This is a genomic window from Microbacterium sp. NPDC089698, from assembly GCF_044749045.1.
Classification (GTDB): domain Bacteria; phylum Actinomycetota; class Actinomycetes; order Actinomycetales; family Microbacteriaceae; genus Microbacterium.
The window spans coordinates 96425-110308 of record NZ_JBIVHE010000002.1; the positions used below are offsets into that span (position 1 = coordinate 96425).

The following is a 13884-nucleotide window of genomic DNA, read 5'->3' on the forward strand; positions in this document are numbered from 1 at the left end:
TCAGCGCCCTCCGAGACCCGAGGCGGCCATGCTGTTCAGGATCCGCCGCTGCCCGATCACGAACACGATCAGCATCGGCACGGTCGAGATCGCCGAGGCGGCCATCACCAGCCCATAGTTCACCGAGCCGAACTGTCCCTGGAAGGACTGCAGCAGCAGCGGCACGGTGAACAGGTCCGGCGTGTTCAGCAGCACGAGGGGGAACAGGAAGGAGTTCCAGACGTCGAGCGCGACGATGATGCTGAGCGCGGCGAGGCCCGGCTTCAGGTTCGGCAGGATCACCTGGAAGAACGTGCGGATCCGGCCCGCCCCGTCCACGAGCGCGGCCTCCTCGAGCTCCCGGGGCAGCGACAGCACGAACTGGCGCATGAGGAAGACGGCGAAGGGGTTCGCGATCATCCCGGGGATGATCAGCGCGAGGTGGGAATCCACCCATCCCAGCTGCGACATCAGCAGGTAGAACGGGATGAGCGTGACCTGCTTGGGGATCATCTGGGTGGCGAGGAAGACGATGAAGAGCACCTTCGACCCGCGGAAGCGGATCCGCGCGAACGCGTAGCCGGCCATCGAGGCGGTGATGAGCGTGCCCACGACGACCAGCACCGCGATGTAGGCGCTGTTCAGGTAGGCCTGCGCGAAGGGCACCGCGTTCCACGCCTGGACATAGTTGTCGAACGTCCACGGGCTCGGCAGCACCGAGAGCGGGTTCTTCAGCAGCTGCGGCAGCGTCTTGAACGAGGTCAGCAGCATCCAGATGAACGGGAACACCATCGCGAGGCCTGCGACGACCAGCACGACGTGCAGGATCGTCGCGGACAGGCGACGGCGCCCCTTGCCTGCGACGCGCGGACGGATCCGCCGGCCGGGTGCGACGAGGGCGATCGTGGAATCGGTGGCGGGTGCGTGGCCGCCGGTCGTGATGCGCGTGGTGTCGACGCTCATGCGGGGTCATCCTCGTAGTGGACGAACTTCTTCTGCGCGGCGAACTGGATCCCCGTGATGACGAGGGTCAGCAGCAGCAGGATGATGCTCGCGGCCGATGAGAGGCCGAAGTTGAACTGCTTCATGCCGAGGTCGTAGATGTGGTAGACGATCGTCCGCGTCGCGTTGTCCGGCCCGGCGTTCTTGACCAGGACGTAGACCGTGTCGAAGGTCTGCAGCGATGAGATGAAGGCGATCACCGAGGAGAAGAAGACGATCGGCGACAGCAGCGGGAGCCGGATCGCGGTGAACAGCCGCCAGGCGCCCGCGCCGTCGATCCGGGCGGCCTCGATCACCGACGGCGAGATGTTCTGCAGGCCCGCGAGGAAGATGATGACGTTGAGGCCCAGGGACGACCAGATCGTCACGATGCACACGGCGATCAGAGCGAGCCGCGGATCCTGCAGCCAGTCCGGCGGTGCGACCCCGAAGACCTTCGAGATCGCCGAGGACAGCACCCCGTCCGCGCGGAACATCTGCTGCCACATCATCGCGACGGCCACGGTCGACGTGACCACCGGCGCGAAGAAGAGCACCAGATAGAGCGTGCGGGTCTTCAGCTTCTCGAGCGCGACCGCGATGATCACGGCCAGGGCGAGCCCGATCGGCACTGTGATGATCGCGATGAGGAGCGTGTTCAGGATCGCGCGGCCGAAGAGGGGATCCGTGAGCTCCGTGCCGAAGTTCTCGAAGCCCACCCAGCTGAGGTCGGTCAGGCCGTCCCAGTGCGCGAAGGCGAGCACGAGGCTCGCGAGGAACGGCACGACCACGAAGAGCCCCATGCCCACCAGCTGCGGGCCCACGAACGCGTAGCCCCAGCGTCGATCCCGGCGCCGCCAGGCGGCCTCGCGCCGCCACTCGGGCGCCGTGGTCGACGGCGCCCGAGTGCTGACAGCCTGCGTGCTCATCGTCACTTGCCGTCCTGGACCAGCTTGCCGACGGCGTCGAGCGTGGCCTGGGCGTCCTGCTTGCCCTGGTAGAGCGCGAGGAACTGGTCGCCGATGCCGCCGCGGATGCCGGGCAGGCGCGCCTCGGTCGGGTAGTTGACGAAGCCGATGTCACGCATGTCGAGGAACGTCTGCGCGTGCGCGGGGTAGCCGTCCAGCACGACCTTGTCCGCACCCTTGATCGACGGAACCGCGTTTCCGCCGCCCTGCAGGCGGAGGGTCTGCCCCTCGGCGGAGAGGAACTCGGTCCAGAACGTGAACGCCGCGTCCTTGACCTTGGTGCTCTTGTTGATCGCGAGGAAGGAGGTGGCGACGCCGGTGGGCGCGGCCTTGCCGTCGGGCGTCGGCCACGGGGCGATGTCGTAGGAGTCCTTGGATCCGGCCGCCTCGACGGTCCCGATCGTGTACCGGCCCTGGACGAAGAAGCCGGCCTTGTGCGAGACGAAGAGGCTGTCGGCGCCCGCGCCGTCGGGCAGGGTGTCGGCGACGAGGAACGTCTTGTCCTGGAACAGGGATCCGAGCTGATCCAGCGCCTTGACGGCGCCCGCGTCCTTGTTCGCGACGAACTTCCCGCTCTTGTCGTAGGGCGCGGAGACGCCCTGCGAGCTCAGCCAGCTCCACTGCGTGGACCAGTAGTTCCAGAACATCGTGCCGGTGAGCCCCGCGTCGCGGAGCTTCTTGTTCATGTCGAGGAACGCGCTCGTGGTCCACTTGCCCTCGCCGGCGAGGGTCGCCGGGTCCTCGGTGATGCCGGCGGCCTTGAGCGCCTCCTTGTCGTACCAGAACACGTCGGGGTTCGAGTCGTTCGGGGCGGCGTAGATCTCGCCGTCCTTCTCCGCCGCGCCGAACAGGCCGGGCGAGAAGTCGTCGACCTTGCTCTGGCTCTGCGATCCGTTCATGAGGTTCTTGAGCGGCATCAGTCGGTTGGACCCGACGAACTGCCCGATCATGTCGTCGCCGACGTAGAAGACGTCGGGCGCCGTGTTGCTGGTCAGCTGTGCGAGAAGCTTGGAGTGGTAGTCGTCGTAGCCGGCGACGGGCTGCAGCTTGACCGTGATGTCGGGGTGCCGCTTCATGAACTCCTTGTCGAAGTCCTGATAGCGCTTGAGCTCGTCGGCGCTGCCCCAGGTCGACCAGACCACGGTGGACTTGCCGCCGGCTGCGCTGCCGCCGCCGGAGGCGCCGCCGCTGCACGCGGCGAGGCCGAGCATCAGCGCACCGGCGGAGACCGCGGCGAGAGTGCGCAGGAGTCGAGGGTTCGTGCGGGGCATGACGCCACCTCTTTCGTCGTTGAAGGGCCCTTCGGGAGTGCGGGACGCACTCAGTATTATGTATACAGAGCGCGATCCTGTCAACGAGGCGAGCGTGAACAGGGCGGGCGCTGCGCGCAGCGCCGGTGCCTGCGGCTGGAGTGCACGGTCGGGTCCGCCGAGCCACATGCCGGCTCCCCCACCCCTGCCGCGTGACTGCACGGCTTGCCGTCGAACGCACGACTTGTTTGCGTCAAGAACCGCGCGCTCGGCAGGATCCCGTGCACTGGCCGGATCCACCCGGCAGGATCCCGTGCACCCGGCAGGATCCCGTGCGCTCACGACCCGGCCACGGCGTGTTCCCGTGCGCTCGCGACCCGGCCACGGCGTGTTCCCGTGCGCTCGCGACCCGGCCTCGGCAGGATCCCATGCACTCGCGGCTCCGCCGCAGCTCGGCGAGGTCCGCCCGGTGCGCCGGGGGCATACGCTCGAGGGGTGAGCCTGCTCGTCACCGTCCCCACCGCCGAACTCGCCGCCGACATCGCCGCCCAGGGCCCGCTGCCCGACGGCGTGGAGGTGCAGGTCTGGGACATGGCCGCGCCCGCGCCCGCATCGCGGATCGACATCGTCGTGCCGTCGTACCTCGGACGGCAGCGCTTCTCGGCCCTGGACGGCGTCGAGGTGGGTCTCGTGCAGGGGCAGATGATCGGCTACGAGGCCGTGATCGACCGCGTGCCCGCGGGGGTGCCGTTCGCGAACGCCGCCAGCGTGCACGAGCCGGCCACCGCGGAGCTCGCCCTCGCACTGACCCTCGCGGCGCAGCGCCAGCTGCCGCGATTCGTGCGCGCGCAGGATGCGGGCGTGTGGGACCGGGCGTTCACGTCGAGCCTCGCGGACCGGCGCGTGCTGCTGGTCGGCATCGGCGGCGTCGGCAAGGCCGTGGCCCGCCGACTCGCCGGCTTCGAGACCACGATCACCGCGGTCGCCCAGACCCCCCGCACCGAGACGATCGACGGCGTCGGCGCGATCGCCGTGCACGCGCTCGCCGACCTGCCCGACCTCCTGCCCGATGCGGAGATCGTCATCCTGTCGCTGCCCGGCGGATCCGCCACACACCGGCTCTTCGACGCGGCCATGCTCGCGCGCATGGCGGACGGCGCGCTGCTCGTCAACGTCGGCCGTGGCACGCTCGTCGACACGGACGCGCTGGTCGCCGAGAACGGCCGGATCCGCGCCGCCCTCGACGTCATGGATCCGGAGCCGCTGCCGGCGGGCCACCCGCTGTGGACCGCCCCCGGGGTGCTGTTCACCCCGCACGTCGGCGGCGCCTCGACCGCCATGAGCCCGCGCATCGCCGCGCTCGTGCGGACCCAGATCGACCGCCTGCTCGCAGGCCAGGATCCGGTGAACCTCATCCCGCGCTGAAATCCAACGGCGGGCCCCCACGAAGTCGCCGCGTTTCGTCTCGGTCGCCTCCGGCCTGTCCCTGAGTCTGTCGAAGGGCGCTCGACGACCGAGCCGCCCCGCTCGAACCGATTCGATCCCTGCGTTTCCGGGATCCGGCGGCGTCCCGGTACCCTGATCGCATGGCCGAGATCGAGCAGCAGTCCGCCCCCGGATCCGAGTGGTGGCGCACCGCCGTCATCTACCAGATCTACCCCCGCTCCTTCGCCGACGCGAACGGCGACGGCATCGGCGACCTGCCGGGCATCACCTCCCGTCTCGACGCGCTGCAGGAGCTCGGCGTCGACGCGATCTGGCTGAGCCCGTTCATGCCCAGCCCGCAGAAGGACGCGGGCTACGACGTCTCCGACTACCGCGGCGTCGATGCGCTGTTCGGCACCCTCGACGACTTCGACGCGATGCTCGCCGCCGCGCATGACCGCAGCATCCGCGTGATCGTCGACCTGGTGCCCAACCACTCCTCCGACCAGCACCGCTGGTTCCAGGAGGCGCTGAAGGCCGCCCCCGGCAGCCCGGAGCGCGCGCGGTACATCTTCCGCGACGGCAAGGGCGAGCACGGCGAGCTGCCGCCGAACAACTGGCAGAGCGTGTTCGGCGGCGGCATGTGGACGCGGATCACGGAGCCCGACGGCGCACCCGGCCAGTGGTACCTGCACATCTTCGACCCGAGCCAGCCCGACTTCGACTGGACGAACGAAGAGGTGCGCGAGGAGTTCCGCGGCGTGCTGCGCTTCTGGCTCGACCGCGGCGTCGACGGCTTCCGGGTGGACGTCGCCCACGGCATGATCAAGAAGGCCGGGCTGCCCGACTACACGCCCGACGACGGCGCGGACTCGATGGGCGGCGACCAGGAGGACGTGCCGTACTGGGGTCAGCCCGGCGTGCACGAGATCTACCGCGACTGGCATGACGTGCTCGCCGCGTACGACGGCGACCGCGCCCTGTGCGCCGAGGCGTGGCTGCCCACGCTGGACCAGATCGCGCTGTGGGTGCGCCCCGACGAGATGAACCAGGCGTTCAACTTCAACTACCTCATGACGCCGTGGAACGCGGAGGAGCTGCGCGCGGTGATCCGCGACTCCCTCGACGCGTTCGGGGCCGTCGGCGCGCCCAGCACCTGGGTGCTCTCCAACCACGACGTCGTGCGGCACGCCTCGCGCCTGGCCCTCACGTGGGACAACCCGCAGGGCGACGGCATCGGCCCGAGGGACGAACCCAAGCCCGACCGCGCTCTTGGCCTCGCGCGCGCCCGCGCCGCGACCACGGTGATGCTCTCGCTGCCCGGATCCGCCTACCTGTACCAGGGCGAGGAGCTGGGACTGCCGGAGGCGATGGAGATCCCGGACGAGTACCGGCAGGATCCCACCTGGTTCCGCACGAACGGCGAGCGCTACGGACGCGACGGCTGCCGCGTGCCGCTGCCGTGGAGCGGCACCGCGCCGTCCTACGGCTTCAACGACACCGGTGCCTCGTGGCTGCCGCAGCCCGCCGAATGGGCCGAGCACGCTCGCGCGCTCGAGGAGGGCGCGGACGGCTCCACCCTGGAGCTGTACAAGACGCTGCTGCGGCTGCGCAGCGAGCGCGGCCTCGGATCCGGATCGCTCGTCTGGGAGGACCTGGGATCCGACGCGGTCGCGTTCCGGCGCGGCGACCTGCACGTCGCGGCGAACCTCGGCGAGACGCCGCTGCCGCTGCCGGCGGGGGCCGCCGTCGTGGTGCACAGCGCCCCCGAGGCCGGGACCGTGCTGCCGGCGAACTCCGCCGCCTGGTACACGATCGGCTGATGCCTGTCCGGTCGTCGCACGGGGACGTGCGACGACCGGGACGAAACGCGGCGCGCTCTGAAGGACCGGCCCGGGCTCACGCCGGGTCGAGCGCCCCCACGGGCGGCTCGCCGGCGTCGATCGGCGCGATCGCCGCCGCGCGCCGACGGTGCGTCGCCGCGGTGACGAGCTGCACCCCGAGCGTCACCGCGAGCACGACGCCCGAGAGCAGCAGCAGCTGGTCCGGCGCGGCGCCCCCGGCGAGCGCGACACCGCCGAGCGCGCTGCCGAGCGCGCTGCCCAGCATCATGGCGCTGTTGTTGAGCGCGAGCACGAGGGCGGCCACCGCGGGCGGCACCATCGTGGCGAGCCGCGTCTGTGCCGCCACGCCGGATCCGCCGTTGAAGAAGGCGCACACCAGGAACCAGAGGAGTCCCGCCACGGCCCCGGCGATGCCGGGGAGCATGAGACCCGCCCAGCCGAGCAGGGCGGCGGCGAGCACGGTGGCGACGATGACCGTGAGCACGGCGACCGGGCCACGACGGTCGGTCACGCGCCCCGACACGATGTTGCCGGCGAGACTCACGATGCCGTAGCCGAACAGGGCGCCGATGATCGGGTACCCCTCGCCGATGCGCGGACCCAGGATGAGCGTCGCGTAGGTGAAGCAGAAGTAGCTCGCGCACATGAGGCCCATCGGCACGAGCAGCACCGCCAGGATCGCCGGGCGCGTGAGCGGGCTCAGGGCCTCGCGCAGAGACAGCGGTGGCAGGCGCAGCGGGCGCACCTTCCACAGGATGCCGACGAGCGCCGCCGTGCCGACGCCCACCACGAGGAACAGCGGGATCCGCCAGTCCGCCTGTCCGATCACGAGTCCGACCGGGACGCCGAGCGCGGTCGCGAACAGGAAGCCGCCCATCACGAGCGAGAGCGCCCTGCCGCGGTAGTGCTCCGGGGTGCGCGCGATCACGTAGGAGCCGATCACGGCGTTCAGCAGCGCCCCGCCGAGGGCGGACACCACCCGGCCGCTCATCGCCCAGAAGTAGGTGGGCGCGAGGCCCACCATGAGGTTGCCGAGCACGAAGACGCCGAGGGCCAGCACGATCGTCGACTTGCGCTCCCAGCGCCCGGTGAGGGCGCCGAGCACGGGACCTGCGATCGCGCCGGTCGCCGCGAACACGCTCATGAGCTGTCCGGCGGCGGCCGCGTCGACGTCCAGGTCCGTGGCGATCTGGGGCAGCAGCCCCGCCAGGACGTAGCCGTCGATCCCCATCGAGAAGGTCGCGACGGCGAGCCAGATCAGCGCTCCGGGCCGGAAGCCGGTGTCGTCAGCAGTCGTTCGCACCAGGTCATCCAACCAGAGCGGATCCGCTCCGCGCTCCCCTTTTGCGAGGATTCCGGACGAATCGTCGGACCCGCGGTCAGCCGACCACCTCGAAAGCCGCCGAGAGCAGCATCTCGTCGCGCGACGACGGCCCCACGAGCAGCTCGAACGCACCCGGCTCGACCCGGCGCACCCCGGCCGCATCGACGATCGTGCAGTCGGCGACCGGGAGGTCGAGCCGCACCCGGGCGGACTCCCCCGGCGCGAGCTCGACCTGTCGATACGCCTTGAGCTCCTTGTCGGTCCAGCTCGCGCTCGTGACGACGTCGCGGACGTACACCTGCACCGTCTCCCGGACGGGGCGCGCGCCGCGGTTCGCCACCGTGACCTCGGCGACGATCGTGTCATCCGCGGCGAGCGCCGAGGACACGAGCGCCAGCGCCGAGTACTCCACCGTCGTGAACGACAGCCCGTCGCCGAACGCCCAGGCCGGAGCCTGCGTGAGGTCCGCGTAGCGGGTGCCGTGCTGGCCCCGGATCTGGTTGTAGTACGTCGGCTGCTGGCCGACGTGCCGCGCGAACGAGATCGGGAGGCGTCCCGACGGCTCGATCGCTCCCGTGATGAGCTCGGCGATCGCGCGCCCGCCCTGCATGCCGGGGTTGGCGGCCCAGATCACCGCGGCGGCCTTCGCCGCCGAGGGCGGGAGGACGAGCGGCTTGGAGGCGAGGAGCACGAGCACCACGGGCGTGCCGGACGCGATCAGGGCGTCGATGAGGGCGTTCTGAGCGCCGATGAGCTCCAGGGTCGCCGTCGATCGGCCCTCGCCGACGAGCTCGATCCTGTCCCCGACCACCGCGACCACGACGTCCGCCGCATCGGCCGCGCTGACCGCCTCCGCGAGCAGCCGCGGGTCCGAGGCGGCCGGCACCACGACCGGCGGCCGGGGCTGCCCGTCCGGGAAGGTCGCGCCGAGCGGATCGTCCTCGAGGGTGAGGATGTCGGCACCGTGCGCGTGCCGCACGGCGAGGCCCTCGACCGCGCGCAGGCCGTCGAGCACGGTCGTGATCATCTCGCGGGGCTGCCCGTCGAGCCAGCCGGCCTGGCCCGATCCGCCGGCCCAGTCGCCGAGCTGCGTCTGCGCGTCGTCCGCGAGGGGTCCCACCACCGCGACGCGGACCGGATCCGTCTCCGCGAGCGGCGCGCCCCCGCCCAGCGGCAGCACCCCGTCGTTCTCCAGCAGCACGATCGAACGCCGGGCCGCCTCGAGGTTGAGGGCGGAGTGCGCGGCGCTGCCCACCACGGCCTCCAGCCCGGGCGACGGAAGACGCGGATCCTCGAACAGGCCGAGGTCGAACTTCAGCGTGAGGATGCGGGCCACGGCGGCGTCGAACGCCTCCGGCCCGAGCATGCCCTGCTGCACGGCCTCGAGCGCACCCTCATAGAAGTGCGGGGTGGTCATGACCATGTCGTTGCCCGCCGTGACCGCGGCCGCGGCGGCGTGCGCGTAGTCGGGCTGCACGCGCTGCTCCCAGACCATCCGGCCGACGTTGTCCCAGTCCGTGATGAGGGTTCCCGTGTAGCCCCACTCGCCGCGCAGCACGTCGCTGAGCAGCCAGTCGTTCACGGTGATCGGCACCCCGTCCGTGGTCTGGTAACCGAGCATGAACGTGCGGCAGCCCTCGCGTGCGACCCGCTCGAAAGGCGGCAGGAACCAGCTGCGCAGCTTCCGGCGCGAGATGTCCGCCTCGCTCGCGTCCCGCCCGCCCTGGGTCTCGGAATAGCCGGCGAAGTGCTTCGCGGTCGCCAGGATCGCGGTCGGATCCTCGAGCCCCTCGCCCTGGTAGCCGCGCACCATCGCGCTCGCGAGCTCGCCGATGAGGAACGGATCCTCGCCGAAGGTCTCGCTGATGCGTCCCCACCGCAGATCGCGCGCGATGCACAGCACGGGCGAGAACGTCCAGTGGATCCCGGTCGCGGCGACCTCCTCGGCCGTGGCGCGGGCGACGCGTTCGATCAGGGCCGGATCCCAGGTCGCGGCCAGGCCGAGCTGCGTCGGGTAGATCGTCGCCCCCGGCCAGAACGAGTGGCCGTGGATGCAGTCCTCGCCGACCAGCAGCGGGATGCGCAGGCGCGTCTCGGCGGTGAGCCGGTTGGCCTCAAGGATGCGCTCCGGCGAGGTGTGCAGGATCGAGCCGACGTGCCGCCGCCGCACGTGATCGTGCAGGTCGTCGCGCGCGTCGAGCTGCAGCATCTGACCGACCTTCTCCTCCACCGTCATGCGGCCGAGGAGGTCGGCGACGCGCTCGGCCGTGCCGAGGCTCGGGTCGCGGAAGGGCAGGGGGTCGCTCATGCAGGGGTGCTCTCTGGATCGGCGGCCGCTCCGGCCGCGGTGGTCGACGCCGGGGAGGCGACGGTGCGCACCGTGGTCACGGCGGCGTTCTGGTCGATGCCGCGCTTCTTGAGGGCGCGGGCGCGCTCTCCGGCGGAGCGCAGGCGGGGGTTGACGTACTCGTCGATGCCGAAGTTGATGAGCGACAGCGCGACGCCCAGCAGGGCGATGCAGAGCCCGGCGGGGACGTACCACCACCAGTAGTCCGGGAACGCGTTGTTCTGCTGCGCCCAGAACAGGATCGTTCCCCAGTTCAGGTTCGATACGGGGATGACGCCGATGAACGCGAGCGTCGTGAGCCCGAGCACGGCGGCGGTCATGGTGCCGACGAAGCTCGATGCGATGATCGCCATCAGGTTGGGGAGCATCTCGACCAGGATGATCCGGTGCAGCGGTTCGCCGTTCGCGCGCGCGGCCTGGATGAAGTCGCGGTTGCGCAGCGACATCGTCTGCGCGCGCAGCACCCTCGCACCCCAGGCCCAGCCGGTCAGCCCCAGCACCGCGGCGATGATCCACAGCGGCGGATCCTGGAACTGCGAGGCGACGATGATGATGAGCGGCAGTGCCGGCAGCACCAGGAAGACGTTCGCGAGGGCCGACAGGGCCTCGCTCTTCCAGCCGCGCAGATACCCGGCCGTGACCCCGATGACGATCGCCACGACCGTCGCCATGATCGTCGCCAGGAAGCCGACGATGAGCACGCCGCGGGTGCCGTAGACGAGCTGGCTGAACACGTCCTCGCCGATGTGCGTCGTGCCCAGCAGGTGCTGGAGCGACGGCGCCTCGAGCGTCTGATCCAGGTGCTGCGCGGTCGGCGGATACGGGGCGATCCACGGCGCGAAGAGCGCGACGAGCACGAACACCCCGAGGATGATGAGCCCGGTCGCCGACTTGGGGTTGCCGAACATGGCGAGCGAGGCGCGCAGCTGCGACCGGAAGGTGCGCCGGGATCCGGATCCGGCGCCGGCGGTCAGCACGGCGACGGTCTCGGGAGAGCCCGCGCCGGCGGCAGGGACGATGAGTTCTTGCTTCGTGGCGGGAGCGTTCATGCTCAGCCCTCCGTCTGTCGGGTGCGCGGGTCGAGGATGGCGTAGACGATGTCGGCGATGATGTTCGCCACGAGCACCGCCATCACCAGGACCAGGAAGATGCCCTGCATCAGGGCGTAGTCCTTGGCGTTGGTCGCGTTGAGCAGGAGCAGGCCGATCCCGGGGTAGGAGAAGACCATCTCCATCACGATCGTGCCTCCCACGATGAAGCCCAGCGAGAGCGCGAAGCTCTGGATCTGCGGCAGCACCGCGTTGCGCGCGGCGTACTTCCAGAGCACCCGCCGGTTCGGCATGCCCTTCGCCTGGGCCACCGTGATGTAGTCCTCGTCGAGCACCGTGAGCATCATGTTGCGCATGCCGAGCACCCAGCCGCCCAGCGACGCGATCACGATCGTCAGCACGGGCAGCGCGGCGTGCGAGAGCACCTGGCCGACGAACTCGGCGTTCCACCCCGGATCCACCCCGACCTCGTAGGCGTGCCCGGCGGGGAACCAGCCCAGGGTCGAGGAGAAGAGCGCGATGAAGACGAGCCCGAACCAGAAGTACGGCACCGTGCCGAGGAAGGTGGTCACCGGCACGAGGGCGTCGAGCGCGCTGCCGCGCCGCCAGCCGATCACGGCGCCGACACTCGTGCCGACCGCGAAGGAGATCACCGTGGCGACGCCGACCAGGCCGAGGGTCCACGGCAGGGCGGAGGCGATCGCCTCGCTCACCGGCGCCATGCCGGTCGAGATCGAGACGCCGAGGTCTCCGCGCAGCAGCATCCCCCAGTAGTCGAGGTACTGCTGCCAGAGCGGCACCGAGGAGTCGAGTCCGAACATCAGGCGCAGGGCCTTCTCCGCAGCGGGCGTGAGCTGGCCCTGGCTGCGGGCCATGAACGAGTCGACCGCGTCGCCCTTCATCATGCGCGGGATGAAGAAGTTGATCGTGATGGCGGCCCACGCGGTGAACAGGTAGAACGCAGCACGGCTCAGGATGAACCGCCACGGCACACGGATCCCTCCGCGTTCGGCGCGGGTCGCGGTCGTGCCGACGAGCGTCGGGTCGACGGCGGGGGCTGTCGTCGGTTCGGCGCTCACAGCGCACCTCCTGCCACGGGCACCGCGGCTCTGCCGAAGTGCTTCTCGGGATCGGGCGACGCGGCGCGCAGCTCGCGGGTGTACGGATCCTGCGGGTTCAGGATCACGTCATCGGCGGGACCGCGTTCGACGACGCGGCCCTGGTTGAGCACCATGATCTCGTCGCTGAAGTGGCGGGCGGTCGCGAGGTCGTGCGTGATGTAGAGCACGCCCAGCCCCTCCTCCCGCTGCAGCTCGGCGAGGAGGTTCAGCACTCCGAGCCGGATCGACACGTCGAGCATCGAGACCGGCTCGTCGGCGATCAGCAGATCCGGACGGGAGGCGAGCGCCCGGGCGATCGCCACGCGCTGGCGCTGTCCGCCGGAGAGCTCGTGCGGACGACGGTCGATCACGGCGCCGGGCTCCAGCCGGACGCGATCGAGCAGGCGACGCACTTCGGCGTCGACATCCTTCCGCGGGACGATCCGGTCCAGCAGCAGCGGGCGCTCGATGTGGTGCCGGATCGAGTGGGACGGATTCAGCGACGCGAACGGATCCTGGAACACCATCCGCAGCCGTTGCCGGTAGCGGCGCAGACCCGCGCCCCGGCGCGGGATCGCCTCGCCGTCCAGCAGCACCTCGCCGTGCGTGGGCGCCTCGAGCTGGGTGAGGATCTTCGCGATCGTGGACTTGCCGCTCCCCGACTGCCCGACCAGGCCGATGGTCTGGCGCGCGCCGAGCGTGAAGCTCACGTCGTCGAGCGCCTTGATCCGGCCGGCTCCGCGGACGTTGTAGATCTTCGTGACGTTCTTGACCTCGAGCGTCGTCATCGCCGCACCATCCCTCTCTCCCCCGTGAGCCTCGGGAACGAGCTCAGGAGGGTCCGCGTGTACTCGTGCTGCGGATCGGTCCAGATCTGCTCGGCCGTGGCCAGCTCGACGATCTCCCCGGCGCGCATGATCGCGATGCGGTCGCTGATCTCCAGCAGCAGCGGCAGGTCATGGGTGATGAACACGACCGAGAAGCCGAACTCGCGGCGCAGCTGCGAGATCTGGCTGAGGATCTCGCGCTGCACCAGCACGTCCAGCGCGGTGGTCGGCTCGTCCATGACCATGAGCTGGGGCCGCAGCGCGAGCGCCATCGCGATCATCACGCGCTGACGCATCCCGCCGGAGAGCTCGTGCGGGTAGGAGCGCCGACGCTGCCCGCCCACCTTCACGATCTCCAGCAGCTCGACGACCGCGTCGCGGCGCTCCGCACGGCTCATCGCCGGCCGGTGCACCCGGAACACGTCGTCCAGCTGGGCGCCGATCGTGGCGACGGGGTTGAGCGCGTTCATCGCGCCCTGGAAGACCATCGAGATCCGATCCCAGCGGAACCGGCGCATCTGCTCGACGTCGAGCGCGTTGACGTCGACGTCCTCGCCGGAGGCGTCGTGGAAGGTGACGCTGCCGCTGGTGATGACGGCCGGCGGCTTGAGCAGTCGCTGCACGCCGTAGGCGAGGGTCGTCTTGCCGCAGCCGCTCTCGCCGGCCAGGCCGACGATCTCGCCGCGGCCGATCTCGAGGGTGACGTTCTTGACCGCCGCGACGGGCGGATCCACGTCGTACACGACCGAGAAGTCGCGCACGGTGAGAAGGGTGTCTGTCATGGGGGCAT

10 protein-coding genes and 1 pseudogene are annotated in these 13884 nt (G+C 70.5%); 2 read left to right on the top strand and 9 right to left on the bottom strand.

Features of this window, described 5'->3' with window-relative positions:
* From ACIPY5_RS07545 to ACIPY5_RS07555, 3 genes are read right to left on the bottom strand one after another with little or no spacing between them, the layout of a single operon-like run.
* The gene (locus ACIPY5_RS07545; RefSeq protein ID WP_309357593.1) at positions 1-942 is read right to left on the bottom strand and encodes a carbohydrate ABC transporter permease; all 942 of its coding nucleotides are present in this window, start codon (positions 940-942) and stop codon (positions 1-3) included.
* Positions 939-1889 (bottom strand): sugar ABC transporter permease, encoded by a 951-nt coding sequence (locus ACIPY5_RS07550; RefSeq protein ID WP_309357592.1) that lies wholly within the window; start codon positions 1887-1889, stop codon positions 939-941. Before ACIPY5_RS07550 ends, ACIPY5_RS07545 begins: the two co-directional genes overlap by 4 nt.
* 2 nt (positions 1890-1891) lie before the next feature.
* Entirely contained in the window at positions 1892-3199 is a 1308-nt protein-coding gene (locus tag ACIPY5_RS07555; RefSeq protein ID WP_309357591.1) for a sugar ABC transporter substrate-binding protein, read from the bottom strand.
* Between the two features lie 474 nt (positions 3200-3673).
* Here ACIPY5_RS07555 and ACIPY5_RS07560 point away from each other — a divergent pair, with 474 nt between their 5' ends.
* Both ACIPY5_RS07560 and ACIPY5_RS07565 read left to right on the top strand, forming a co-directional pair.
* Positions 3674-4603 (top strand): NAD(P)-dependent oxidoreductase, encoded by a 930-nt coding sequence (locus ACIPY5_RS07560; protein WP_400968742.1) that lies wholly within the window; start codon positions 3674-3676, stop codon positions 4601-4603.
* A gap of 161 nt (positions 4604-4764) precedes the next feature.
* Positions 4765-6426, top strand: coding sequence for a glycoside hydrolase family 13 protein (locus ACIPY5_RS07565; RefSeq protein ID WP_400968745.1), 1662 nt, complete (start codon positions 4765-4767; stop codon positions 6424-6426).
* A 76-nt stretch (positions 6427-6502) separates the two neighbouring features.
* On the opposite strand, the gene ACIPY5_RS07570 is transcribed toward ACIPY5_RS07565, so the two are convergent.
* The 6 genes and pseudogenes from ACIPY5_RS07570 to ACIPY5_RS07595 form a co-directional block, all read right to left on the bottom strand.
* Positions 6503-7750 (bottom strand): MFS transporter, encoded by a 1248-nt coding sequence (locus ACIPY5_RS07570; RefSeq protein ID WP_400968748.1) that lies wholly within the window; start codon positions 7748-7750, stop codon positions 6503-6505.
* Positions 7751-7826: 76 nt separating this feature from the next.
* On the bottom strand, positions 7827-10079 hold the full coding sequence (locus ACIPY5_RS07575) for a glycoside hydrolase family 3 N-terminal domain-containing protein (protein WP_400968750.1): 2253 nt from the start codon (positions 10077-10079) through the stop codon (positions 7827-7829).
* Entirely contained in the window at positions 10076-11167 is a 1092-nt protein-coding gene (locus tag ACIPY5_RS07580; RefSeq protein WP_400968753.1) for an ABC transporter permease, read from the bottom strand. Before ACIPY5_RS07580 ends, ACIPY5_RS07575 begins: the two co-directional genes overlap by 4 nt.
* Before the next feature lie 2 nt (positions 11168-11169).
* Positions 11170-12246, bottom strand: a complete 1077-nt coding sequence (locus tag ACIPY5_RS07585; RefSeq protein WP_400968755.1) for an ABC transporter permease — start codon at positions 12244-12246, stop codon at positions 11170-11172.
* Positions 12243-12953 (bottom strand): annotated as a pseudogene (locus tag ACIPY5_RS07590) (ABC transporter ATP-binding protein); the annotation flags it as partial. The pseudogene ACIPY5_RS07590 and the gene ACIPY5_RS07585, both read right to left, overlap by 4 nt.
* Positions 12954-13051: 98 nt before the next feature.
* Positions 13052-13876 (bottom strand): ABC transporter ATP-binding protein, encoded by an 825-nt coding sequence (locus ACIPY5_RS07595; RefSeq protein WP_309357584.1) that lies wholly within the window; start codon positions 13874-13876, stop codon positions 13052-13054.
* Positions 13877-13884 lie beyond the last annotated feature (8 nt).